This window comes from Thalassovita taeanensis, assembly GCF_900110775.1.
Classification (GTDB): domain Bacteria; phylum Pseudomonadota; class Alphaproteobacteria; order Rhodobacterales; family Rhodobacteraceae; genus Litorimicrobium; species Litorimicrobium taeanense.
Genome location: NZ_FOEP01000003.1, coordinates 68195 through 93234, shown reverse-complemented (window position 1 = coordinate 93234; position 25040 = coordinate 68195). Strand labels below are relative to the sequence as shown.

Annotated in this window: 22 protein-coding genes; 10 read left to right on the top strand and 12 right to left on the bottom strand. The window is 60.3% G+C overall.

The genetic code is table 11. The features are described 5' to 3' along the window. Positions 1 to 254 precede the first annotated feature (254 nt). Positions 255 to 1571, top strand: coding sequence for a Wzz/FepE/Etk N-terminal domain-containing protein (locus BSF79_RS05265; RefSeq protein WP_090268817.1), 1317 nt, complete (start codon positions 255 to 257; stop codon positions 1569 to 1571). A gap of 9 nt (positions 1572 to 1580) precedes the next feature. On the opposite strand, the gene BSF79_RS05260 is transcribed toward BSF79_RS05265, so the two are convergent. The 6 genes from BSF79_RS05260 to BSF79_RS05235 form a co-directional block, all read right to left on the bottom strand. Further along, positions 1581 to 2498 (bottom strand): CpsD/CapB family tyrosine-protein kinase, encoded by a 918-nt coding sequence (locus BSF79_RS05260; protein ID WP_090268816.1) that lies wholly within the window; start codon positions 2496 to 2498, stop codon positions 1581 to 1583. A 168-nt stretch (positions 2499 to 2666) separates the two neighbouring features. After that, positions 2667 to 4763 carry an NAD-dependent epimerase/dehydratase family protein gene (locus BSF79_RS05255; protein ID WP_090268815.1) on the bottom strand — a complete coding sequence of 699 codons (2097 nt, stop codon included), beginning with the start codon at positions 4761 to 4763 and terminating at the stop codon, positions 2667 to 2669. Positions 4764 to 4780: 17 nt separating this feature from the next. Continuing rightward, complete coding sequence (locus BSF79_RS05250; RefSeq protein WP_090268814.1) at positions 4781 to 5749, bottom strand: glycosyltransferase family 2 protein; 969 nt, start codon at positions 5747 to 5749, stop codon at positions 4781 to 4783. After that, positions 5746 to 6999, bottom strand: coding sequence for a glycosyltransferase family 4 protein (locus BSF79_RS05245; protein ID WP_090268813.1), 1254 nt, complete (start codon positions 6997 to 6999; stop codon positions 5746 to 5748). The genes BSF79_RS05250 and BSF79_RS05245 overlap by 4 nt, the downstream gene beginning before the upstream one ends. Beyond that, entirely contained in the window at positions 6992 to 7963 is a 972-nt protein-coding gene (locus BSF79_RS05240; RefSeq protein ID WP_090268812.1) for an NAD-dependent epimerase/dehydratase family protein, read from the bottom strand. Before BSF79_RS05240 ends, BSF79_RS05245 begins: the two co-directional genes overlap by 8 nt. After that, the gene (locus BSF79_RS05235) at positions 7951 to 9075 is read right to left on the bottom strand and encodes a Gfo/Idh/MocA family protein (protein ID WP_090269085.1); all 1125 of its coding nucleotides are present in this window, start codon (positions 9073 to 9075) and stop codon (positions 7951 to 7953) included. The genes BSF79_RS05240 and BSF79_RS05235 overlap by 13 nt, the downstream gene beginning before the upstream one ends. A 197-nt stretch (positions 9076 to 9272) precedes the next feature. Here BSF79_RS05235 and BSF79_RS05230 point away from each other — a divergent pair, with 197 nt between their 5' ends. Continuing rightward, the gene (locus tag BSF79_RS05230; RefSeq protein WP_245776324.1) at positions 9273 to 10025 is read left to right on the top strand and encodes a WecB/TagA/CpsF family glycosyltransferase; all 753 of its coding nucleotides are present in this window, start codon (positions 9273 to 9275) and stop codon (positions 10023 to 10025) included. Here BSF79_RS05230 and BSF79_RS05225 read toward each other — a convergent pair. From BSF79_RS05225 to BSF79_RS05215, 3 genes are read right to left on the bottom strand one after another with little or no spacing between them, the layout of a single operon-like run. Further along, entirely contained in the window at positions 10022 to 10798 is a 777-nt protein-coding gene (locus tag BSF79_RS05225; RefSeq protein WP_090269083.1) for an SDR family oxidoreductase, read from the bottom strand. The genes BSF79_RS05230 and BSF79_RS05225 overlap by 4 nt on opposite strands. Beyond that, a complete protein-coding gene (locus tag BSF79_RS05220; protein ID WP_090268811.1) occupies positions 10785 to 12371 on the bottom strand; it encodes a GMC oxidoreductase in 1587 nt (528 codons plus the stop codon). The genes BSF79_RS05225 and BSF79_RS05220 overlap by 14 nt, the downstream gene beginning before the upstream one ends. Further along, positions 12361 to 14376: an acyltransferase family protein gene (locus BSF79_RS05215; protein ID WP_090268810.1), complete on the bottom strand. Its 2016-nt coding sequence runs from the start codon at positions 14374 to 14376 to the stop codon at positions 12361 to 12363. Before BSF79_RS05215 ends, BSF79_RS05220 begins: the two co-directional genes overlap by 11 nt. Before the next feature lie 279 nt (positions 14377 to 14655). On the opposite strand from BSF79_RS05215, the gene phnC reads away from it, so the two are divergent. From phnC to BSF79_RS05190, 5 genes are all read left to right on the top strand, one after another. Then, complete coding sequence (gene phnC, locus BSF79_RS05210; RefSeq protein ID WP_090268809.1) at positions 14656 to 15468, top strand: phosphonate ABC transporter ATP-binding protein; 813 nt, start codon at positions 14656 to 14658, stop codon at positions 15466 to 15468. A gap of 58 nt (positions 15469 to 15526) precedes the next feature. Beyond that, positions 15527 to 16429, top strand: coding sequence for a phosphonate ABC transporter substrate-binding protein (gene phnD, locus BSF79_RS05205; RefSeq protein WP_090268808.1), 903 nt, complete (start codon positions 15527 to 15529; stop codon positions 16427 to 16429). Between the two features lie 65 nt (positions 16430 to 16494). Beyond that, on the top strand, positions 16495 to 17373 hold the full coding sequence (gene phnE, locus BSF79_RS05200; RefSeq protein WP_090268807.1) for a phosphonate ABC transporter, permease protein PhnE: 879 nt from the start codon (positions 16495 to 16497) through the stop codon (positions 17371 to 17373). Continuing rightward, complete coding sequence (gene phnE, locus BSF79_RS05195; protein ID WP_090268806.1) at positions 17370 to 18677, top strand: phosphonate ABC transporter, permease protein PhnE; 1308 nt, start codon at positions 17370 to 17372, stop codon at positions 18675 to 18677. The genes phnE (BSF79_RS05200) and phnE (BSF79_RS05195) overlap by 4 nt, the downstream gene beginning before the upstream one ends. Before the next feature lie 81 nt (positions 18678 to 18758). Next, positions 18759 to 19373: a DapH/DapD/GlmU-related protein gene (locus tag BSF79_RS05190; protein WP_090268805.1), complete on the top strand. Its 615-nt coding sequence runs from the start codon at positions 18759 to 18761 to the stop codon at positions 19371 to 19373. Positions 19374 to 19532: 159 nt separating this feature from the next. Here the strand turns inward: BSF79_RS05190 and BSF79_RS05185 are convergent, their stop codons facing one another. The 3 genes from BSF79_RS05185 to phnF all read right to left on the bottom strand — a co-directional run bounded on the left by BSF79_RS05185 (position 19533) and on the right by phnF (position 22797). Beyond that, positions 19533 to 20741, bottom strand: a complete 1209-nt coding sequence (locus BSF79_RS05185; RefSeq protein ID WP_425443228.1) for a glycerophosphodiester phosphodiesterase family protein — start codon at positions 20739 to 20741, stop codon at positions 19533 to 19535. Between the two features lie 87 nt (positions 20742 to 20828). Then, positions 20829 to 22010, bottom strand: a complete 1182-nt coding sequence (locus BSF79_RS05180) for an alpha-D-ribose 1-methylphosphonate 5-triphosphate diphosphatase (protein ID WP_090268804.1) — start codon at positions 22008 to 22010, stop codon at positions 20829 to 20831. Positions 22011 to 22089: 79 nt separating this feature from the next. Then, the gene (gene phnF / locus BSF79_RS05175) at positions 22090 to 22797 is read right to left on the bottom strand and encodes a phosphonate metabolism transcriptional regulator PhnF (RefSeq protein WP_090268803.1); all 708 of its coding nucleotides are present in this window, start codon (positions 22795 to 22797) and stop codon (positions 22090 to 22092) included. A gap of 97 nt (positions 22798 to 22894) precedes the next feature. Here phnF and phnG point away from each other — a divergent pair, with 97 nt between their 5' ends. The 3 genes from phnG to BSF79_RS05160 are packed head-to-tail and all read left to right on the top strand — an operon-like array spanning position 22895 to position 25004. Further along, positions 22895 to 23350: a phosphonate C-P lyase system protein PhnG gene (phnG, locus tag BSF79_RS05170; RefSeq protein ID WP_090268802.1), complete on the top strand. Its 456-nt coding sequence runs from the start codon at positions 22895 to 22897 to the stop codon at positions 23348 to 23350. Continuing rightward, positions 23350 to 23919 (top strand): phosphonate C-P lyase system protein PhnH, encoded by a 570-nt coding sequence (gene phnH / locus BSF79_RS05165; protein ID WP_090268801.1) that lies wholly within the window; start codon positions 23350 to 23352, stop codon positions 23917 to 23919. The genes phnG and phnH overlap by 1 nt, the downstream gene beginning before the upstream one ends. Beyond that, positions 23919 to 25004, top strand: coding sequence for a carbon-phosphorus lyase complex subunit (locus BSF79_RS05160; RefSeq protein ID WP_090268800.1), 1086 nt, complete (start codon positions 23919 to 23921; stop codon positions 25002 to 25004). Before phnH ends, BSF79_RS05160 begins: the two co-directional genes overlap by 1 nt. The last annotated feature ends 36 nt before the right edge of the window (positions 25005 to 25040 follow it).

Genomic DNA, 25040 nt, shown 5'->3' with positions numbered 1-25040 from the left:
CAACAAAAGGCCAGTTTTGTGAAGATTGGTATCTGAATGGCGGACTGACATGCGCAAGCGTTTTTGCCCCGCCGAAATGTGGCTGAAATATGGCCTAAAACGGAGGGCGCGAAATACACTGTTTCCCGATTTGCGCTCAAATAAAATAGAAAAATCAGGGACTTTTCTCTATATTGCAATGCAATCATGCCCTGAGTGGCCCAAGGTTTTATTGCGTGTACGTATGCCGTTTTCTGGCAAACAAGGATAGTTTTATGAGTAAGTTGCAGTCTCGTTCAAATGTGTTGAAAATGCTTCGTCGGCGCGCGCTTCTGATTGTTGCGGTGGTCGCTGCGGGCGTTTCGCTGTCTTTGGCTTACGCCATGAGCCGCCCGGCGATCTATGAAGCGACGGCCGTTATCCAAATTGAAACGCCCCAGATTGCCGCAGACCTGACACGGCCTTCCGCCAGCGTGAACAGCAACGAGAACCGCATCAAGCTGATTGAACAAAAACTGATGTCGCGCGACAGTATTGTTGCCGTGATTGAGAAATTCGATTTGTTCTCGGAAGATCCTACACTGTCGTTGGCGCAGAAAGTCGGGATGTTGCGTCAGTCGGCGCGGATCGTTGAACTTATTGATCCCGCACAAAGCTGGCGCCCCGATGTTCATCCCTCTGGCCTGATTATCACGGTTCAGATGGGCGACGCCCGACAGGCAGCAGACGTGGCAAACGAGTTTTTGTCCCTTGTTTTGGTCGAAGGCAAAGAACGCCGCGAAGGCCGGGCAACCCGCACGCTTGGATTTTTTAAAGCGGAAGAGGCGCGTGTTGGCGCTGAAATCGAGACGTTGGAGCAGGAATTCGCCCGGTTCAAGGAAGCCCATTCCGCGTCGCTGCCCGATGGCGTTACGGCGCAGCGCGATCAACTGGCGCGGCTCAAGGAATCACTGTTGGAAGTTGAAGGCCGGATCATTCAATTGGAGACCAACCGGGACCGCTTACGGGCTGATGAACAGACCCGCCAAACCGAACTGCTGCGGCAGCAGCTGATGCTGGTTCAGGACCGGATCACCGAGATTGAAACCGCACTGAATGCAGCGCCCGAAGTCGAACGCCAGTTCAGCGCCATGAGCCGTAAATTGGATCAGTTGCAGGATGAGTTTCGGGTGATAACCACCCGCCGGACCGAGGCTGCCATGGCGCAGCAACTGGAAAGCCAGAACCAGTTTGAGCGGTTCGAGGTTCTGGAAACGGCGCTTGTTCCAGAATATCCCGTGTCCGCAGGCAAAAGAAAGATCGCCATCGCCGGGGCGATCGCCTCGATTTTCGCGGGATTTGGGCTGGCTTTTGGGTTGGAGATGGTCAGCCCGGTGATGCGCACGAGCGCCCAGATGGAGCGCGAGTTGGATCTACGCCCGGTGGTGATTATCCCGAACCTGCGCAAGTCGCGGACAACGCGCCTTCGCAGATTGGGCTGGGCGGCACTGGCTCTTCTCGTACCGCTTGGCATCGTGGCGCTTCTGCGGGATCGACTGGGCGCGATCCTTGAGGGGCTGAACGTGTTTAATCGCCGCCCAGATATGGGTTAAAGCCGCGCCTCAGTAGCCATAATCGCTGTCTGATGCGTCTTCTGCCTTGTTCAGGATCACCCCCAACAAAGGCAGGTCCGTCCCCAACCGACGCATGACTTCGCGCACTTCGGCAGCACTTGTTTTGCGCCCGTCCGTGACCACAAGAACCCCGTCCAGATTTTGTCGGAAAGCGATGACGTCATCCTGCGCCAACGCCGGGGGCAGATCGAACAGGATGATATCCGGCGACAGCTCCAGCTCCATTTGGTGCAGGCGTTCTCTGGTGACCGGGTCCTGTAGCAATTCCGCGGCATAGGGTTCAATTCGGTCATTCATGGCGATGGCAAGCGACCCACCGATCTTGAGCGTGTTTTTCCCAATCCGGCGAAACTGATCGCGGGTCGAGGTGACAGCCCGCAGGTAATCACCGATGCTGCCGACATTATGTGCGCCCAAGGTATTGGCCACACTGGGGTTACGCATATCCAGATCCAGCAGAACTGTCCGGCTGTTTTCATAGCGCGACAGCGTGATCGCCAGATTGGCTGCGACAAAGGTTTTTCCACAATCACGTGTGGGCGAGGTGATGCCGACGCGCTTCCAGCCGTTCTCGGTCAGGGTCTGCACCAGACGCGCGCGCAACACGTCAAAGGCGGCATGCGCGGGGTCGTTGCGGCTGGCGGTAATCACCAGATTTCTTTCCAAAAGCGCTTCGTCCACCGGAACGGTTGGCAGCATGTCCCAGATATCAACCTGCTTCACCTCTGGCGCAGATGGGACGGCAGCGACAGTCGGCGCGCGCTCAGAGGAAACCATCGCGGCGCGTACAGCTTTCTCCTGCTTCTCGATTTCATCCGAGTAGCGGGCGACGCGTTCCAGCAATTTGGTCTTGTCCTCCCGCCCCAGGCGCTTCTGCCCGCGGCGACGTACTACATGCTCTGCCATTTTACCCTTCCCCTCGTCATCCTCGGGTCGGTTTTGTCCAATCGTTCTTTTTTCCAGACAGGACTGCGTATAATGCCTGCCGGGGCCTGAAAAAGACGACGCGAATCATTTGTTGCTTTCGATGCAGAAAACAGGAAAAAAACGGCGAAATTAAGCCAGATTAATGCCTTACAGCCCAAACAGATTTGCATCGTGTATCCCTCGGGCGATGAACCGGTTGGTGTCTGTCTCTGGGCTCCAGCCCAGAATGGCCTTGGGGTGCGCGTTGTCGAAGGGAGAAAAATGCGCCCGCGATTTCCAGTCTTTCAACGACGGGCGCACCGCCCCTTTTCGCCGCAGCACATGGGTCTTCAGCGCATATTTCACCCCATCCGCCAGATAGAAAGCATAGAGCGAGCCGGGCCGCACCTTGATCCGTGCGCCAAGGCTTTGATGGATCGCGTCGAAATAGCCCCGCGCCGACATCATAGGTGCACCGATCAGGTTGAAGGATTGGCCAACGGCGGCTTCGGTCTCGATCATACGCACCAGCGCATCCGACACATCATCGGCCAACACGAAGGGCAGCGTGTTGCGCCCATGCCCCCAGATCCGCACCGCACCGGCGCCATGCCAGCGCCCGATCCCCCAATGTTGCAGTGGCCCTCCCGCGCCAATCACGATACCCGGACGCGCGATCACCAACGGCAGTCCCCGGTCGCGGTACATCTGCATCAACTGGCGTTCACATTCCGCCTTGGACCGAGCGTAAAGGTTGCGGTCGCTCATATCGTCGCCAAAGCCGGTGTCCTCGGTGATCACGCGCGACGGGTCCGACATGTCATAGGACGCGATCGTCCCGGTATAGACCAGCCGCCTCACCCCCGCCGCCAGCGCCGCTTCTGCGACGCGCAAGGCCGTGCCAACATCGTTCTTCTGCGCATCCTCCCAAGTGGTGTCCATCGACTTGGCCAGATTGAACACCGCATCAATCCCCTGCATCGACGCGGTCAGCCCCTCAAGATCACTCATCGAGAGCGAAACGGTTTCAACGTGGTCAGCGATGTCGCCAAACGGCCCGATCCGCCCCCGGCTGACCACGCGCACGTCATACCCCCGCGCCACAAGCGTGCGCGTTAGATTGCGCCCGATAAACCCGGTGCCGCCGATCACCATCACAGTTGGGCGGGGCGTGCCCTGTGCTGGCGCCGGATCGCTGTTGCCGGGCATCTTTGCCAAGGTATCGTCAATCGCCTTCATCACCGTCACGGCCGAACGCCCGTCAAAGCGCGCATCCACTGGCGCGCCATTGCGCAGCGCGCTGTACACCCCGTTGACCGCGCCGCGAAAGCTCAGCCCATAGGGCGATTTCTGGTTCAGCGACACCAACTGCCGCGCTGCATTCACCACGCCCTCGCGCAGGTGCTGCCCCGCCAAAGACATCTGTTTCAGAAACGGGTTGAGCACCAGGTCGGCGGCGTTGTCTTGTGAAATCACCAGCGTATCGGCGGCATAGTCCAAGCGTGCTACGCCCGATGAGCCGCGCAATGTGACCGAACGGTCATCGTGCGTTTCCACCAGCGACAAGTTGATATTTACATCCACCTCGCCTGCCCGCGCCAGAACCCGCCACGACTGATGCCGCACCGCACCGCCCGGCAGAGTCACCGGTTGCCCCAACTCCAGATGCAGTACCTCCAGCGGGCCAAACAGATCGACCGCGAAGGCAAAGGGATGCGGCCCCAGTTCCAGCAGCATATTTTGCGGGTCGCGCAGCAACCACAGCCCGTAGGGCCCCGACCGCAGCGGCGCCATCGGGAAGCACCAGTTGATCTCGATCGCAGACACCCGACCCAGCCGCCCGGCATCGCGCGCCTGTTTCAGGCGGCGATAGCCGGGTATGCCCAGAAAGTTGTGCCCGGCGGCAAAGGTCACCCCCGCCGCGTCTGCGGCTTCTACCATCGCCTGTGTTTCTGCTGCCGAGAGCGCCACTGGCTTTTCCACCAGACAATGCAACCCGGCCTTTAAGCAGGTCAGCGAAATATCATGATGCAGGTTCGGCGGTGTCAGAATATGCACGGCGTCGCATACCTTTGCTGCGATCATTTCCTCGACCGAGCCAAAGGCGACCACCCCATACCCCGCCGCCAGATCCTGCGCCGCACTCAGCGACACGTCGCAAATGCAGACCAGTTCGACATCCGGCGCAGCGCGCAATGCGTCCGCGTGCCAGCTGGCGATATAGCCAGCCCCGATGATACCGACGCGAATGGGTTTACTGGTCACGACAGGTCACTCCTTGATCACTTGTATTCAATGATGCGCATGGCGCTGCCACGAGCCCGACGCAGATAATATCTGAGCATCCCGATCAGGTTGGGGAATTTTGACAGGCTCAGGAACACCGCCTGCGCGCGCGCCTGTTTGCGTGGCAACCCTTCGCGAGTCAGCCCGCCAACGGTGCGCAGATAGGACAGCCCATAAGCCAGCAAAACCAGAACGGCCACGTGCCAAACGCTTGCTAGCCCCACCAGAAGGATCAGCGGTAAAATCGCGCCAAACATCCAGACGCGCCGTTGTTCGGCAACGAAATGCTCGGGATGCAGGGCGCCGACCTGTGCAAAGCCGTGGCCACTGCGGATCGCGCGCTGCCACCATTGCGAAAACCGGGTCATCGCTGCGTCATGCCGGGTCATCGGCAGCGGTAAGCGTTCAATCTTTCGCCCTGATTTGCGCATGCGTGCGCAAAACTCGTCATCCTCGGCGGCTATCACCGTGGGGTTGAACCCGCCCACCGCATCGAACGCGGTCGCCCGCACCATCATGTCTCCGCCACAAGCCGCAATCTCGCCCGCGGGCCGGTGCCACTCAAACTCTGCCAACGCGTTGTAAATACTTGCCTCAGGGTGAATCTCTGATCGCCAGCCAGTCACGATTCCCACTTCGGGCCGCGCTTCCAGCTCGGCCACCGCAGCAGCAATCCAGCCTGGCACAAGTCCGCAATCGCCATCGACGAATTGCACCAGATCCGGCAGACCTTGCGCCTTCAGCGCCTCGAACCCGGCATTGCGCGCCCGCGCGGCTGTAAAGGGCACGGATGTATCCAGCAAGACCACCTCGGCCCCCAGTTCCCGCGCCGCCTGCACACTGCCGTCACTTGATCCGCTATCGACATAAACCACCCGCGCGACCTGATCTTTCAGGGTGCTCAGACAGCGGAGCAATCGCGCGCCTTCATTGCGCCCGATGGCAACAGCGGCAACGGTGCTCATGTCCGGTCCTCCGGTCGCTTGCCCGTCGGCGGTGTCCCAGCCAGATAAGAGCGGATCAGATGACCCAACCACGTGGCCTCGCTCTCGATATTGAACTCGGTCGTCACCTTGACCCGACCGCGCGCACCCATAGCGGCTGCCGTCGCTGGATCGGACAGCAATTGCAGCATCCCATCGCGCAGCGCACCCGCATCGCCCGGCGGCACCAGCAGGCCGGTTTTTCCATCCTCCACCAATTCCGGCACGCCCGCGATCTGCGTTGTAAGCACCGGCAACCCCGCTGCCATCGCCTCCATCAACACCACTGGCAGACCCTCGGCAAAGCTGGGAAGCACCAGCAAATCCACTTCGCCCAACGCCTGCGCCACCTCGGATTGGGATTTATAGCCAACAAAACTCAGATGAGCTGCAAGCCCCATCGCCTGCGCCTCGGCCTCCAGCCGCGCCCGTTCCGGCCCATCGCCGATCAGCGTTAGATGCAGATCGGGGCGTTGTAGCACCGCCTCGGCCAGCGCCTGAAACAGCACTGGCACGCCCTTGACCGCGGCCAACCGACCGACAAACAACATCCGGTTCCCCGCCCGCGTTCCCGCGCCCTGATAGGTTTCGGGTTGTATCCCACAATGCACGATGTGCATCCGGTCCCAATGGCTGCGATCAGCAAATATCATTCCCTGTGATCGGCAAAACTCGCTGATACAGACGGTAAAACTGGCACGCGCGATCTTTTCATCCAATCGCCAGTGCAGTGGTTCAAAGAAGATGTCCGGCCCGTGCAGGGTGAAGCTGTAGGGGATGCGGCTCAGTTCGTGGCACAGCATTGCCACGGTGCAACTTGCCTTGGCGATATGGTTATGCAGATGCTGCACCCCACGCTGCTGCAAATGCTCGGCCAGAACCACGGCTTCAAGGAAATAGAACAGCTGATACAGATGTGCGCGGACCCCATCAGGCGCGGTTTGCCACGCCAGGCGCAACGCCCGAAAATAACGCACTGGCCGACGCAGCGCCCGCAGATGCGCGCGCACCGACACCATCGGGCGCACCGCCGCAGGCAGCACGTGGAACGTGCGCGCCGCCTCTTGGCGCTGCTCTTCGCCCACCAGATGCTCGGTTCCGGTACGCCGGATCGAACAGGTATCCACGACAAAGCCCTGCTGGCGCAGCTGCGCCACCTCGCGCTGAATGAACGTATCCGTGGCGCGCGGGTATTCCCCGGTAAGATAGGCGATATGAACCGGCTCAGACATCGCCAGCCTCCGCCGCCAAAGCATCCCGCATCAGCGCCTCGAACCCGGCCTCGGGGCGCCATCCCAGCCGCGCGTGCAATCGCGCATTGTTATATTTCACCGGCATCATCCGCGCCCTGAGTGTCGGCAGACGCAGCAATCCCGGCAATCCGGGCCGTTTCCCTGCCGCCAGCGCGAACACCCGCCACGACAACGGCAGCACCACACGCGGCCATCCGCCCTTCGCCAGTGCCTTCACAAACTCACCCCGGTTCGGCAGGTCATCATCCACCACATTGATCACACATTCGTCTGCATCCACCGCCGGAGTTTCGGTGGCCAGCACCAAAACCTGCGCCACATGCCGCACATGCGCCAACGGGATCTGTCCCTCCTGCCCGAACTGCAGCAACACCGGACCGAAACCGACCCCAACATGGGAATTCCACACCCGCCCCGGCCCAAACACCGCCCCGATCCGCAGGATATGCAAAGCCAGTCCAGTCACCTCAACCGCTTCGAGACACAGGCGCTCCTGCTCGATCTTGGCGCGGCAATAAGCGTCGCGCAGCGCTGACTGGCGCTCGATCGGCGAGGTCTCGGTCACCGTGTCGCCCTCAGTCAGATCCGTGCCGGAATAGACCGAGATCGAGCTGGCCAGCACCAGCGTTGGTGACTGCCCGCTCTCGTGGATTGCCTGAAGCACATTTCGAGTAGCGGCGATTGTATCATACGCCTGAACCGTATCGTCGCCCGACAGCGATGCCGCGATATGCACCACGGCGTCAACCGCAGGCAACACGCCCGGCTCTCTCAAATCCCACTCCAGAACCTCAATCAATGGATCACCCGCCCACGCCACTGGCGCCTGATCGGCCCGACGCAGCACCGCAATCACCCGATGGCCGTGCGCGCGTGCAGCAGCAACGGTATACCGCCCGACATACCCGCCCGCGCCGGTGATCAGTAGGGTCAACGCGCCCATGGCATCGGCTCCATCGGCGAACAGGATGTGGTCATCCGCTGCGCCCCTGTATCCTCGCCCGCGTTTTGGATCGCCAGCGTGACCTCGTTCAGGTGCAACGCGAAATCCGATGACAACCGACAAGGGCGCCCCTCGGCAATCGCCTCTAGCATTTCAACCGGTCCCAGCGCAAAATTCATCGAGGCCGCGCCCCAACGCCCCACTTTGGGATGGGTCGGACCCTTCAGCCGGATGCGCCGGCCCAACGGGCTGTCGATCAACCGCCGCCTGACCCGTATCCGCCGATGAAACCGCACCGGCGCGCCATTATCCCAAGCGCGCGATACCCGAAACACGCCCTTGTCACCCACAACCTGTATCCGGTGATCGTGCGGCGCCACGATCGAACATGTCAGCCGCACCGTCGGTCCGTCCTCGAAAAACAACGTTGCCACCGATACATCCGGCGCGGCATCTGCAACGCCCAGCTTGTCAGGGATCACCCGCCCCGACGCCGCGACCACTGTACGCACTGATCCGAACATCGCGATCAGCCAGCTCAGATAATATCCGGCATGTTCCAGCGTGCAGCCGACGCGAAATTCATCGACATATGGCCAAGGCGCACCGCTTTCGCTTTTCCAATCCAGCACTGGCGCTTGCGAAACAAACCCGTCATCGAGTTCAGCATAGATCAGCCGCGGCACCCCGCCCACGCCCGACTTGACCGCATGAGCCAGCGTCTGCGCTGCCTCGCCCAGAACGCTGCACGGGGCCGAGGCCAGCAACAGCCCCCTGTCGCGCGCCAGCGCATGCAAAGCCACTGCCTGCGCCATTTCCATCGCCAGCGGCTTTTCGGAATAGGTGTGGAATCCAGCCTCAAGGCAGGCGCTGTTCACGTCGAAATGTGCATCCGGGTTGGTCAAATTCAGGATCACACCATCGCGAGGTTGCGCCGAAAACAGATCCTCCATTGAGTTGAGCTGCGGCACGTTCCAATGAGCGCAAAACGCAGCAGCGCGCTCGGGATTGCGGTCGAACGCGCCCAAAACCCGGATCGACGGGGATTGCCGAAACGAACGCATATAAAGATCGGCCACAAATCCGCAGCCTACGAGGGTGATCCCGCTCATCGCCTCATGCTCCGCTTCATTCGACACAACCACTCGATAAACCTACTTTTCAGCGAGAAAAATCATAGGAAAATGTCAACAGTTTGTCCCGGATAAAGCAAACTGAGGCATATCTGTCTGTCCAAAGCTCTGGCGGGCTGTTAACCAGATGTGAGACATTGGAACGATCATTTTTTGACCCGAAATTGGAGAACGCCGTGAAATTTCATGTCGGGGCATATGTGGTCAAGGTCGGTGTGCCGGATCGGGCCGCGCTGGAAAAACGGGTGCTGGATCGGTTTGCCCAAGGCGACGGATTCGCGCTTGCCACGCTCAACCTGGATCACCTGGTGAAGCTGCGCACTGACGCCGATTTTCGCTCCGCCTATGCCGCGCAGGATTTCATTGTCGCCGATGGCAACCCCATCGTCTGGATGTCGCGACTGGCACAACAACCGGTCACGCTGATGCCCGGCTCTGATTTGGTGCTGCCGCTGACTCAGCTTTGCGCGACCCACAATGTGCCTGTGGCCCTGCTTGGCAGCACCCAAGACAGCCTGAATCGCGCCGCCAAAGTGCTGCAAGCGAAGGTGCCGGGGCTGAGCATCGCCTGCTGCATTGCCCCGCCCTTCGGGTTTGACCCACAAGGCCCCGAGGCAGACCGCATTCTCGCACAACTTGCCGCCTCAGGCGCGCGGCTCTGCTTTCTCGCCCTTGGTGCGCCAAAACAAGAGCTGCTTGCCGCGCGTGGCCGCGAACTAACGCCCCAGATCGGCTTTGCTTCCATCGGCGCGGGGCTTGATTTCCTGTCTGGCAGCCAAACCCGCGCGCCGCGTTGGGTGCGACGGTTGGCGCTGGAGTGGCTGTGGCGGATGCTGTCCAGCCCACGCCGGATGGTTGGCCGCTATGGCAAAAGCTTTACCATTCTGCCCGGTCACATGCTGCGCGCGCTCAAGGCCCGGTGGGCCTAATCCAACATCCGGGGTTTGGTCCGCCTGCGGAACATCAACGCATCTTTGACCCGGCCTTTCAGTGATCGTGGCGGCAAAATCTCGCGACCTCTCTCGAAGATCGAGCCCGACAATGCGGGGTCGTGCCACAGCGCCAACTCGGCCCCCCACCGTGCCGCCTGTGCAGGCGGCAAGCCATCGGCAACCCCCATTTGCGTCGCCAGCATTCCGGGCATCCAGTCGTTCAGCACGATATCGGGGAACCGGTCCGCCAGATCGGCCAGCGCCGCGCGGGTATAAATCCGCGCAGCCCCCTTCGACACGGCATAGGCGGAACTCGCCGGGAGCGGCGCAATATCAGCAAAGGTCGATACAGTCATGATCCGGCCAAATCCTGTCTGCACCATTCCTTGCAACGCAGCATGAGTGCAGGCCACGACCCCGCCCAGATTGATCGCCACGCTCTGCATGAAGCTCTCTGGCGTTTCAACCAACAGATCGCGACGCGGATAAACGGCGGCATTGTTGATCAGCAGGCAAGGCGCACCATACTGAGCAGTGATCCGGTCAAACCCCTCCTGTACAGCGATGCTGTCGGCCACATCCAGTGCCATCGGCTGAAACCGCGCGCCGGCCAGCGCCCCGGTTTCCTCCAACGCGTCGGCCCGGCGACCGAACCCAACCACTTGCATCCCGCGCGCCGACAGTTCAACCGCCAGCGCCCGGCCAAGTCCGCCGCCAGCGCCCGTTATAACCGCCACGCCGCCCGTCAGTCTGGGATCAGACCGTGCCATCGCGCCGCCTTTCTGCTTCATCCGCAATCAAGTCCGCCACCCGCAACGCATTGGCCGCAATCATTAGGCTGGGGTTCACCCCAAAAGATGTCGGAAAAATTGATGCGTCGGTGACATAGAGGTTTTCCACTTCATGCGCTCGGCAGTCCGGCGTCAAAACGCTTTGCGCCGGATCATGCCCGAACCGCAGCGTGCCGCAGGGATGCCCGAAATTCAGTTCGGGCTGAAACCCCAGAAACATCCGGCGGTGCCCCGCGAACGCGCGCCGGATCAGCCGTCTAAACACCCGCCGTCGCGCCAGAACCTCGGCGCTGAACTGATATTCAATCCGGATTGTATCGGTGTAGCCCTCGCTCAGAACCACACGGTTCCCGGCATATGGCAAATCTTCCATCAACCCGACAAACACCTTGGCGCTGCCAAACAGCCGCGCCGCGACAATTGCCGGTATCCGCACCAGTTCTTGCAGCGGTTTGATCCGGCGCAGCGGAGAGCGGGCGATCAATAGCTTCAGGTAATGTACGATCTCACCGTAAGACACGTCGATACCCATCGCCTGAACCATGCCAAACCGCTGTCCCGCGACATAATAAAGATCGCGAAACCCCAGCGATTTACTGGGCCCGCTCGGCGCTGCTTTGGTGGGCCAAACCGCGATCATCTCGTTCATGTGGAACATCAGATTGCGCCCGACCAAACCGCTGTCATTGCCGCAGCCATCGGGCCAGTGCTTGGCCTTCGACGCCAACAGCACCCGAGGCGAGCTGAGCGCCCCGGCCGCCAGCACCACACACGTGCCCCGCAGCGTGATCGGCTTGCCGTTCCGCATCGCCTCGATATGCGTGACCCTGCCCGACCTGCCCCGCAAGGCGCGCACCTCGCAGCGATCCAACAGCGCGGCCTTGCCCGTGGCAAGCGCAGGGTCCACCCCGGCAGAGCGCCCATCCATCTTGCAATCACGTGGGCATTTCGCGCCGAAACACTCCCTGCACCCTTCGACATACCGTACAGCGGAATGCAGCCGGTATGGATGCAGTCCGCGCGCAGCCAACCGCTCTTTCATCGACACATCGCCCGCTGACAGCGGCGGCGGGGTGCGCAGATTGGCCGACGCCTCATCCGATAACGGATCAACCTCGCCGCAGATATGATACATCTGCTCGGCCTGCTCGAAATAGGGGCGAAAATTGTCATAGCTGACAGGCCAGCCGCCTGTGGGGTGCGGTCGCGCCGCGCAATCGTCCAGATCATGCCTTTCTGGCCGTTCGAGCGTTGCGGCATAGAACACTGACGAACCGCCAACCGCGCTGCCGAGTGGCGCGAAAAATGTTGTTTCGCGCCCGTTCACCTGGGCCTTCATCTGGCTGGGCCAGAACCCACGGATCTGTCGCGCCACCGGATCGACCATCTCAAGGTTCAGCGCTGTCTGCTCGGCCCGGTGCCCCGCCGATCCCTTTTCGACAAACAGCACCGACAGGCCCCGCTCGGCCAAACGTCGCCCCGCCGTACCGCCACCGATTCCGGTGCCAATCACGATCACATCCCAATGCCTGGCTATCAGATCATCCGCCATCTACTGGCCTTTTGCCTTGCCTGAATACCGGCAAAAACAGATCGCGCAGCGCCCTCGCTCCGGCATTGGTCAGATGATTGTTGTCGAAATATAGCACCTGATCCCCCCGTAGCACTGAACACACCACAGCATCGCACAACCGTGGCCGTGGGTCGATCAGCGAGATCGCCCCGCGCGAGGCAAGCTGATGCAACGCCACATCAGCGCTGTGGCTTCGCGCATCAATCTCGCTTAGCGGCGCTGAAAACACGGCCTCAACCCCGTCGCCTTGGCCATGCGCGAGCCTACGCGCCACCGTGCGCGACTGGTAAAATGGGATCTCGGGCACCTGCCGCAGCACAAAAACCGGTGCGACGTCCCGCGTCAATTCCCGCACCGTCGCCGACAGAGCCCCGGCAAAATCCGCCGCCTGACCGCCACTCGCGGGCAACAACGTGATCCGGTTGGCCACGTCGCGCCCGACCCCAACCCCTTCAGCATAGTAGCTCCAGCGCCCGATCAGCGCGACCGCGCGCAGGCTGCCCATCCCAGACAAAGCCGCTCGGATCGTCGCATTGGCCTGCGTGCAGGCGGTATCCTGCGCCGGGGTCGCCGCAGTTTCCACCTTCGCAATCCCAAACAGCGGCGGGCAACCCGCGTGCCAGATCAGCAAGCCCGGAACCGCCTTTTCCTGCGCCAACACCCCGATCCCGTCCATCAGCGCGCGCAGGTGGCTATCACCCCAGAAGACGACCTGCGGTGGGCCATCCGGCCCGATACCGCAAACCTCGACCCCTTGCAGCGGGCCATCTCCGGGCACCGAACAGCGGCTCCAATCCTGAATAAAGTCAGCCGAAGCATCGATATGCCGACGCACCTCAGGCCCAAACCGCCCCGGCAGCCCATTCGCCTTATATATCCAACCGCCCAGCCCCAGCGTGACCACCGACAGCGCACCCACCCCGACCAAAACCTCGCGCAGCCTAAGTGCTTGCGCATGGCGCGTTGACCGCTCAATCCAGCGCCAGGACAATACCGCCAGCCCAAACGCCAGCGCCATCCACAACAGCATCTCTACCCAACCGGAATATGCGCCACGATAATACGCGGACAGCGTCACCACCGGCCAGTGCCACAAATACAGGGAATAGGAAATCAGCCCGACAAACACGACCGGTCCGCTGGCAAGCAAATGATTGACCGGATTGCGGTTCTGCCCGTTCATCAGGATCAGCCCTGTGCCCAGTACCGGCATCACGGCCTGATACCCCGGAAACCCGGCTCCCGCGCGGGTGAACAGCACTGCATAAACCAACAGCCACAGCCCCAGCCATGACAATGCTGGATGCCACGACCACCGTGCGTCGCGCGCCTGCCGCCATATCGCCAACAACACACCCGCCAACAGCTCCCACGCGCGGAATGGAAACAGATAGAATGCCGCCGTGGGTGAACGTGGGGTGATCAGAACGCAAGCCGCTAGCGAAGCGACGAAGGCCATCACCAGCACCACCAACAGGCTGCGACGACTGGCACGGAACAGCAGAAATATCAGCGGCAAAACCACATAAAACTGTTCCTCCACTGCCAAAGACCAAGTGTGCAGCAGGATCTTTTCGTCGGCCCCGCTGTCGAAATACCCCGCCTCGCGAAAAAACTGCACATTTGACAGGTATACGGTCGCAGCAATCAGGCTTTTACCAAACGCGCGATACTCGAATGGCAACAGTACGAAATATCCCACGACTGCTGTAATTAGCGCCATCACGAAAAACGCGGGTGCCAGTCGTTTGAACCGCCGCATATAAAAGCGGCCCAACGAGAGTGTTCCGGTCCTGCCAAGCTCGGCCCACAGGATACCGCCGATCAGAAAGCCAGAGATCACAAAAAACACATCAACGCCGACAAACCCACCGCTTAAACCAGGAACACCGAAGTGATACAGAACGACCGACAGCACCGCGATAGCGCGCAGTCCGTCGATCTCGGGGCGGTACCCCGATGCTATTGGTGTGCCCGAGGGCATATTTAGGCGGCTGAAAATGGCGTAACCTGCTCTGATACTCTTTGAAACGAACTTTTGCCGACACGCCACCGGGGCGTGAGTGCAGATCTTAGGGAAAAATGCGTCAGAAATCAGAACAATCCAAGGAGATTTCGGTGCGCGCGTGCCAGGCTCTTGCCCGTACTCACGCCGAACGCGGTCCACGCCACGACATCAGGGCTGTCACAAAAGTTTAACCGTTTTGTCAAAAAACAGATTCCGCCCAGCCGTACCTCCTGCCGCAGATGAACGGGGCGAATAATGCTGAAAATTGACAAGCTGACGAAGGCTTTCGGGGCCAACAAAGCGGTGGACAGCGTTTCGCTGGACTTTGACCGGCCGATGATGATCGGCATCATCGGTGCCTCTGGTGCCGGTAAATCGACCCTGTTGCGGATGTTGAACCGGCTGGAAAATGCGACCAGCGGCAGCATCACCTTTGACGGGCGCGACGTGACCGCGCTACACGGTGCCGATAAACGCCGCTGGCAACGCGACTGCGCGATGATCTTTCAACAATTTAACCTCGTGCCGCGTATGGATGTGGTCAGCAACGTGCTGCATGGCACGCTGAACCGCCGCAGCACGCTGGCGACGATGTTCAACCTCTATCCGTCCGAGGACATTCACCGCGCCATCGACATTCTGGATCGTCTGGGCATCGCAGGCCACGCCGCCAAACGCGCCGAGGCGCTTTCCGGTGGCCAGCAACAGCGCGTGGCGATTGCACGCGCCATCATGCAAGACCCGCAGATCGTGCTGGCGGATGAACCCATCGCCAGCCTTGATCCGATGAACGCCCAAATCGTGATGGATGACCTGCGCCGCATCCACGACGAGGATGGCCGCATGGTCATTGCCAACCTGCACACGCTTGATACCGCGCGGCGCTATTGCGACCGGGTGGTCGGGATGCGTGCGGGCCGTGTCGTATTCGACGGTACACCCGAACAGCTGACAACAGGGGTCGCGCGCGACATCTACGGCGCTGACGCCAGCTTTAGCGAAGCGGCCACCAGTACCAGTATCGACGCTTTGAACGCCGCCACGAGCACCCCTGTGCCCGTCGCCTGAGACTTCATCTGCCTGCGGCAATCCTGCCCGCGGGGTTTATCAAAATCGGAGAGAGAAGATGAAAAAACTGATCGCCGCCATTCTGGCAACCACCGCCCTGACCGCTCCGGCCATGGCTGAAGACATCAAAGAATTCCGCATCGGCATTCTGGGCGGCGAAAACGCTCAGGACCGTATGAACAGCAACGAATGCCTGCGTTCGAAAACCGCAGACCTGCTGGGCGTCGAAACCAAGCTGTTCGCCCCTGCCGATTACAACGGTGTGATCCAGGGCCTGCTGGGCGGCACCATCGACATGGCATGGCTGGGCGCCTCCGGTTACGCCAAGACCTTCCTCAGCGATCCCGAGGCCGTCGAGCCGATCCTAGTCAAAGTCAACAATGATGGCGGTTACGGCTATTACTCCATCGGCTTCGCCCGTAAAGACAGCGGCATCACCGAGCTGGCGGGCATGAAGGGCAAAATCTTCGGCTTTGGCGATCCGAACTCGACGTCCGGTTTTCTGATCCCCTCGATCGAGATTCCGCAGGCCATCGGCGCGTCGATGACGTCGGGCGACTACTTCGGCGAAGTGAAGTTCTCGGGCGGCCACGAGCAGACCATCGTTGGCGTTTACAACGGTGATTTCGACGGCGGCGTGACCTGGGCCGACGGTCTGGGCAACTGGGAAGACGGCTACAGCTCGGGCGCGCTGCGCAAAGCTGTCGATGCCGGTCTGGTTGACATGAACGAACTGGTGCAGATCTGGCAGTCCAAGCCGATCCCCGAAGGCCCCGTTGTTCTGCGCAAAGACCTGCCCGAAGACGTCAAGCTGAAGATGACCGGCCTGATGGCATCGCTCAAGTCGATGGATGCGGATTGCTTCTATGGCGTGGCAGCTGGCGACGCGAAAGGCTTCATGCCGATCACCCACGACGCATACGAAGTGATCATCGAAGCACGCAAACTGAAATCCAACTGATTTCAAACCCTTCTCAGACAGGCCCCGGACCCTCGGGGCCTGTCTTTTTTGTGCATGAGGTATTCATGGCCGAGCTGAGCGTTCATTCTCCCACAAGCGATATCCGCGCTGATTATATGGACCTGACCCGTCGCAAGCGGGTCTATAATGGGGTTCTTCTGGCAATCTTTGTGGCGCTGATGGTGGCAGGCTTCATCACTGCCGATGATCGCAATGCCGGCGGGTTCTGGGACGGTCTGCATCGGTTGTTCGACTTTCCGGCCGAGGTACTGGGCGAAGCCAGCGAGAAGCTGAGCGAGCTGCCCGCCCATTTCGTCACATTCTTTCCCTCGCTGATTGAGACGGTTAACATCGCCGGGGCCGCGACTTTGTTGGGCGCACTCTGCGCCATCGTGCTGTCGATGCTCTCCACCCGCGGGCTGGCACGCTGGCCACGAATGATCCCGGTGTTCCGCCGCGCGATGGATATCATGCGCGCCTTGCCCGAAATCGTCGTGGCGCTTGTGCTGATCTTTGTCCTTGGTGGTGGCCCCGTGCCCGCAATGATCGCCATTGCCCTGCATACCAGCGGCGCACTAGGCAAAATGTTTTCCGAGGTGAACGAAAACGCCTCGTTAAAACCAGTCGAGGGCCTGCAATCGGTCGGTGCCAGCTGGAGCCAGCGGATGATCCTGGGCGTGATGCCACAGGTCGCCCCGAACTACCTCAGCTATGCCTTGCTGCGGTTTGAAATCAACATTCGTGCCTCGGCCATCCTTGGCTTCGTCGGTGCAGGCGGCATCGGATACGACCTGAAAAACGCCATGTCCTGGGGCCAGGGTCAGTATGACGAGGCTGCCGCGATCTTTCTGTTGCTGTTCGGCACTATCGTGGTGGTCGATCAGATCTCCTCGGCTCTACGCAACCGCCTGACCCACGGCGCCCGGCTGGAGGCCACCCTATGACCATGACCGACACCGCCACACTCAAGCTTCAGGCCGACACCCTGTTCACCCGTAAACGCCTGACCGCATTCGCGTTTCCCGCCGTGATCTTGGCATATTTCGCCTATATCTTCTTTGCCTTCGACATTCCGGGCCTGTCCGAGCGGGTCGATCTGGAGCATGGGAAAACCCTCGTATCCGATACCTACAGCTATAAAACCCACGTCACCCGCGACAACCGCACGGCAGAGGTCAGCATCGCGGTTGAGGGCGAGCGCAAAGGTACCTACCCCCCCGGCACCGCACCCGACTGGGTGACGCTGGGAGATGATACAGTAATCGATCTGGGCCGCGGTAATATTGTGACCTTTGGTCCCGATATCATCCGCTATAATGTCAAAGACTATGGCACGATCACGGCCCGCCCCGGCGCAAACGGTGTGCAGGCCGTGCTGCCTGACGGCCCTGTGCCCGACTGGATCAGCGCCTCGAAAAACCGGCTGTCTGTCACCACCGACGCCGGGCGCCTGACAATCACCCGCAACCGTACAGAGGTGTTTCGCTACTCGCTGGGATGGGAGCTGTTCTTCTTCACCCTCGACAGCCCCTATCACGGGATGTCGTTTCCCGACTTGGTCAGCCGCGCCTTTACCGGCGAAGCGGGTGCAATCTTCGGCGATTTCTGGCACAACAAGATGTGGCGGCACTCTGATGTGGTCTGGGCCATATTCGAAACGATCCTGATGGCTTTCCTTGGCACGATGGGGGCCGCGATCGTGGCGCTGCCACTGGCCTTTCTGGCGGCCAAGAATTTCGCGCCGCTGATGGCCATTCGCTTCGCCGCTCGCCGGTTGTTCGACTTCTTTCGCGGAGTTGATGCGCTGATCTGGACTATCATCCTGGCCCGCGCCTTTGGCCCCGGCCCGCTTACCGGCGCGCTGGCGATCTTGATCACCGATACCGGCAGTTTCGGCAAAATGTTCTCTGAGGCGTTGGAGAATGTGGACGCAAAGCAGATCGAGGGTATCCAGTCCACGGGCGCCAAACCGCTGCAACGCTATCGCTTTGGTGTGATCCCGCAAATCACGCCGGTTCTGTTGAGTCAGATTCTGTATTTTCTCGAATCCAACACCCGCAGCGCCACCATTATCGGCGCGATCACCGGCGGCGGCATCGGCCTGTTGCTGACGCAGGCGATGATCACCCAGAAGGATTGGGAAGAGGTCAGTTACTACATCATTCTGATCATTTTGATGGTAATGCTGATGGATTGGATTTCCGGTACGTTGCGCCGTCGTCTGATCAAGGGTGGCGCCGCAGACTGAAAGCCCTTGCAAACGGTGCCGTATGCCGGAGGAATGGATGCCTCCGGCGGGGATGTTTCGAAAATATGAAAGCAGGAGCGCATGGCAAAACTGTGTGAGGATGAGCCACGGGTTCACGAAGATGTGGAACTGGTTGATGTGCAAATCGGGCGCTATTGCGAGATCGGCAAGGGCAGTCGGATCGCCTATTCCCAGATCGGCGATTACTCCTATTGCGACCGCTATGCCGATATTGCCAGCGCCGAGGTGGGCAAGTTTGCCAATATCGCCAGCTTTGTGCGTATTGGGGCCACCGATCATCCGATGGAACGGGCGAGCCTGCACCATTTCCTGTATCGCAGCGATGACTACTGGGAGGACGCGGGGCGCGACGAGGCGTTTTTTGAGCGTCGGCATGCTAGGCGCGCGGTGATCGGGCATGATACCTGGATCGGGCACAACGCACAGATTAAGCCGGGCGTCACGGTCGGCCATGGGGCGGTCATTGCCTCTGGTTCGGTCGTGACCAAAGACGTGGCGCCCTATTTGATCGTGGCGGGCGTGCCCGCCGTTCCGATGCGCGAGCGATTTACGGCGCCAGTGACAGCGCGGCTGATGACGCTTGCGTGGTGGGACTGGGATCACGCGCAGTTGCGCTTGGCGCTGAATGATTTTCGTGCGCTGAGCATCGAGGCGTTTCTCGAAAAGTACGAGTGATCGGTTTTCCGCGCTGTGCGAAGCCTGACAATAAAAAGGGCGGCCCCCGAAGGGACCGCCGGTTTCGTGCTAAAAAACATTGAGGGGTTAGAGGCTTTGTGGTGGCGGACCACCTGGTTTAAATAGGAGGTGGAGCCGCGAAAGACGCGACTCTATTTTTCAGTTCATGCCCATGCAGGATGCATAGTAGCTGACAGTTGCGGGCCAGTCAGAGAAGACCCCAACCACGCCAACATCCTGTGCCAGCGTATCGACAAGCTCGTACATCTGACCGTCGTTGTTAATGTTGCCGGTCAGTGATTTGTAATACCAGCCGCCACCAGCCTTCAGCGGACCGGAGCGTTCCAGCGACCAGGTGATCAGGTTCAGACCTGCCTGTTTGGCGGCCTTCGCATAGGCAGACGCGGCGATGTCGCCTTCGACCGGCGTTACAAGCATGTTCAATGACGGCGCCAGATAGTTAACGCCCTGCGCTTTCAGTGCGGCGAAATCCTCTTTCCACGTGGCGGAATTCTGTTGATCGAAGCCATCATGCCATTCAACCAGATACACAGCCTGCTTGCCGAATTCGGGCTCGGCTTTGATCCAAAAGAGGATGTCATCAAGGTTGAACGACTGCGCAAACACGTCGGAACCTGGAACGCCTGCAGCCTTGTATTCGTCAATCATCTTCTGCGCATAGTCCTGCTGCGAGAACCCGTTGAAAGGCATATCAACCGAAGGCGATTTCAGTTCGGGCGTGAACTTGACCCCTAGAGATTTAAACAACTCAATCGATTCAGCATGTGTCATCATCTCTCCGCCATCGGCGGCATACAGATCGGTGCGCCATCCTGCTGTGGCGTTCATATAGCCCGCAACATCGGTGGCTTTCTTGTTCGCTGCATCCATCTTGCCGCTCAGGCTTTGATACTGGGCCAGCGTGATGTCACTTGTACGGCATTCGGCCTTGGCATCCGCCCCACCCGTGGCAGCGACGAACGGCGTGCTGCAGTTCGCCATCAAGTCGGTCGCCAGAATGTTGGTCGTGGTATGCAGATCGTTCTGCGCATGGCGGCAGACGAGCTCCAAGTCCTTGGTAAATGTCACGTCGCATTCCAGAACACCTGCGCCCATGCGCGCGGCGGCCCGGTAGGATTCAACGGTATGCTCGGGGAACTGCATCGGCGCGCCACGGTGGCCGATTGAAAACATGGTCCGCTTGACCGGTTGATCGGCGCATGCTTCCAGCTTGTCTTTCAGCGCGCCGTCTTGCATCTGGTCCACCAAATACAGGGGCCGGGGGCCAGCATGGATCGTTTCAGCCAGCCCGGCGCTGGCACAAAGAGACATAAACGCCGTCGTGGCCGCAAGTTTGAGAATGGGCATCTTACGTCTCCGTTTTTCTGTGTTGAACGGAGTTTTGACATCCCTCTCTAACGCTTGAGTGATCGTTTCATGACAGAATGGCAAAACCTATTCGGCGGCCATTCTCAGCGGGGCTGGCGCATCCAGAAATCGCGTGGCTGCATCCCCCGCAAGATAGGCCAACCGCCCGCCGCTGATCGTGGCCTCAATGGCATGAGTCTCTTTGTGGATCACCACCAGATCGGCGCGTTTTCCATAATCGATCACGCCGCGATCCGCCAATCGCAAAATCCGCGCCGGACCCGCCGAGATAAGCGCCCAGGCCTGCGGCAAATCCAGAACCTCACCGTCAACCAACCGGAAGGCCGCCTGCGCCAGCGCCGGATAGAAATAGTCGGACACCAGTGCGTCACACAGCCGGTCACGCACCAGTTGAACGGCGGGGATATTGCCGGATTGCGATCCTCCGCGCACGATATTAGGCGCGCCCATCAATACTGGATCACCCATCGCAAATGCGGCGGCCGCAGGGCCACGTGCAGTGGGAAACTCACAAATCCGCGCGCCAATCATGGCAAAATGTTCGCGCGTCTCGGCGCTGGTATCATCATGCGAGCCATAGCTGACGCCCAAGGTGTCGAACGCCTCGGCCAAGCGGCACAGATGGCGGGGCACTTCCGCACGGCGGGCAGCAGTTGTGTGCACCAGATCCATGTGTTCTTGCGGGCTGCGGCCATGCCGCGCCGCCCATTGCGCAATCGCCGCAGGTTTTGTCCGGGCGTGCTCGACCGCCTCGTCCAGATGGTTATTGAAAACGACGTAGTCGACACCATAGCGCCTGATCGCCGCCAACAAACGGTCGGCACTGTCGATCATATGAGTCTCATACCGGACCTGAAGCCGCAGGTCGGTCAGTGCTTGCGGCCTGTAGGTTTCCAACCCCTGCATCAGCTGCTCGGCATAGTCGGGGCCGCGCAAGCCGCCCTCCCACGACCAGCTTTGCGCCAGCCATGCGGTGGTCACACCATTCGCAGCCGCTTCGCGGTCGGTTGATCGCAGACCGGTCTGGATCGGAAATGGCGCTGACGGGCGCGGCGCAATATGGCGCTCGAACGCATCGCCATGCAGATCGATAATGCCCGGCAGGACATAATATCCGGAAAGATCTACCGCAGGTTGCGGGCCTTTGGAAATGCGGCCGTCTTCGATCACGACCGAGCGGTCCTGCATTTGCCCGTCCCGCAAGACGGTGGCGCCGGTTAGGCGCAGGGGAGAAAGCATCCGGGGCATTTTTCTGCTCTGCCTGATCAATGTTTTTCCGGTATTTAAGCGAGGTCTGTGTCGCGCGTGTGACAAATTGCCCTTATTTTTAGCTTTCGATGACCAACGTGATGCGATCTCCGACAAACCATGTGTGGCCGTATTCCACCGGCTTCCCATCGGGGTCCGCGTTCACGCTGACGGTGCGCAGGATCGGCGCGCCTTCGGCAATCCCCAGTTGCAGCGCCTGCGTGGCGCTGGCTGTTTTGGCCGTCAGCCGGGTTGAAACACGAGTGTAATCCGCCACGCCGCCTCGCTCCAGCGCCGCCGTGACCGACAGAAGCTGCTCAAGATCTGTTAGGATTGTCGGAAACCGCTGCGCTGGAAACACCGACCGAAACAGCGCCACAGGGCTGTTGTCAGCCAGTGAAAGGCCCTCGTAGACGCTCACCTGTGCGCCCACAGGCAAGGCCAGTGCCGCTGTTTCCTCGGCATCTCCGGGGCGCGTTTGCAAGGTCAGGATACGCCGGTCCGGCATTCGCCCTGCCGCCAACAGGTTCTGGTGGAACCGCACACGCTTGCCGATCGGATAATCCGTCGGATCGGCCATAACGAACACCCCGGCTCCGCGCCGCGCATGGGTCAGCCCCTGATCCGCAAGCTCTGCCAATGCGCGCCGAACGGTATGGCGGTTGACCCCGAACCGCGAGGAGAGCTCTGCTTCGGTCGGAAGCTTGTCACCGGAGCGATAATGCCCGTCGGCAATCTCGTTGGTCAGTGTCGAGGCAATTGCGCGCCACACAGGGGTTCGGGTCATTCTGTCACCAATATTTCACAAATTGCCCGCTTGCACCGTTCGGCGAGTCGCGCGTATGATTTGTCTAGTTGTATAGATAAATCGGCAAGGTGTCTAGATGAACCAAATCGACGACAGGAAAAGCTGGATGAGCCTTCTCGCCAAGGCCCCCGCTATACGCCTTACCGCGCTGTGGGCAGCGTTCGACGCCAAGCCCGCGTTCGACTGGTTGCGAGCGCCCGAAGTTGGCGGTGCCATGGTACGTGGGCGCATGGGTGGCACGGGCGGCGCCTTCAATCTCGGCGAAATGACCGTGACACGCTGCTCGCTGCGACTAACAGACGGAGCAGAAAACGGCGTGATCGGACATGCGTATGTGCAGGGGCGCGACAAAACCAAAGCCGAAATTGCCGCACTGGTTGATGCGCTGATGCAAACACCATCGGCCAATGCGGTAAAATCCGCAGTGTTAGAGCCGCTGTTGACCGAAGGTAAGGCCGCGAAAACCGACCGCGCCGCCAAAGCGGCCGCCACGAAAGTCGAATTTTTCACCATGGTAAGAGGAGAAGACTGATGCAGGTTTCTGCCCTCGAAGGCGGGTTCTCCGACGCGCCTGTTCAGGCCGCCCGTGCCTTTCGCGCGGCGATGTCGGCCATGGCCCGCCCCGGTACGATCGAAACTGTGACCGACGCGACCCCACCCGCCCCGCTCTCGGTGGCGGCGGGTGTGCTGGCGCTAACGTTGCTAGACCCGGAAACGCCAGTATATCTGGCCGGCGCGCTGGATTGCCCGCAAGTGCGCGAGTGGATCACCTTCCATACCGGCGCCCCAATCGCGGGGCGTAGCACCTGCGCCTTTGCGCTGGGACGCTGGGCGGACCTTGTGCCGCTACCCGGGTATCGGATCGGCACATCGTCCTATCCCGATCGCTCGGCCACATTGATTGCCGAAGTTGATCTGCTGGAGCCATCCGGCACCACTCTCAGCGGGCCAGGGATTATGGGCGTATCAGTGCTCAGCCTACCCGAAACAGAGACTATTCAAGCCAATCACGCCCAGTTTCCGCTTGGCGTCGATTTCTTCCTGACCTGCGGCGACCGCCTAGCCGGCCTGCCCCGCAGCACCAAAGTAGAGGCGCTCTGATGTATGTAGCAGTCAAAGGCGGCGAAAAAGCCATTGATGCCGCGCATGCCTGGCTTGCCGAACGGCGGCGCGGCGCCAAAGAGGTGCCTGAACTCAGCATCGCGCAGATCCGCGAACAGATGACGCTGGCGGTCAATCGGGTGATGGCCGAAGGTTCACTTTTCGATCCTGATCTTGCGGCATTGGCGATCAAACAGGCGCGCGGTGACCTGATCGAAGCGGTATTTCTGATCCGCGCCTATCGCACCACACTGCCGCGCTTTGGCTATACCCTGCTGGTCGAGACCGCGAAAATGGACTGCATCCGCCGGATCAGCGCGACCTTCAAAGACGCGCCGGGAGGGCAGGTTCTGGGCCCGACATTCGACTATACTCACCGGTTGCTGGATTTCAAACTGGCGGCCGAGGGCAGCCTGCCCGATGCCCCCAAGGCCGAACCGCACATTGGCCCGGTGCCGCACATCACCGAATTTCTGAACAAAGAGGATCTGATCCAGCAGGAACCGGCCAACGACAAAGAGCCACGTGACCTGACCCGCGAACCGCTGGACCTGCCCGCCGACCGGGCACTGCGCTTGCAGTCCCTGACCCGCGGCGACGAAGGGTTTGTGCTTGGCATGGCCTATTCCACGCAACGTGGATACGGCCGAAATCACGCTTTTGTTGGCGAGTTACGGATCGGGACCTGCGCGGTGGAAATGGAGATTCCCGAACTGGGTTTTGCCATCGAAATTGGCGAGGTTGAGCTGACGGAATGCGAAACGGTGAACCAGTTTACCGGTTCCAAGACCGAACCGCCGCAATTCACCCGTGGCTATGGGCTGGTCTTCGGTCAGACCGAGCGCAAGGCGATTTCCATGGCACTGGTAGATCGCGCACTGCGCTGGAAAGAGTTGGGCGAGGAAAACGTCGGCGCCCCGGCGCAGGATGAAGAATTCGTGCTGTATCACGCCGACAATATTCAGGCGACGGGGTTTCTGGAGCATATCAAACTGCCGCACTATGTCGATTTCCAATCCGAGCTGGAACTGGTGCGCAAGATGCGGGCCGAAGCCATGGGCACGATGCAGGAGGCGGCGGAATGAACCGCGAGATCTGCGCGGCCGGAAAGGGCAGATGCC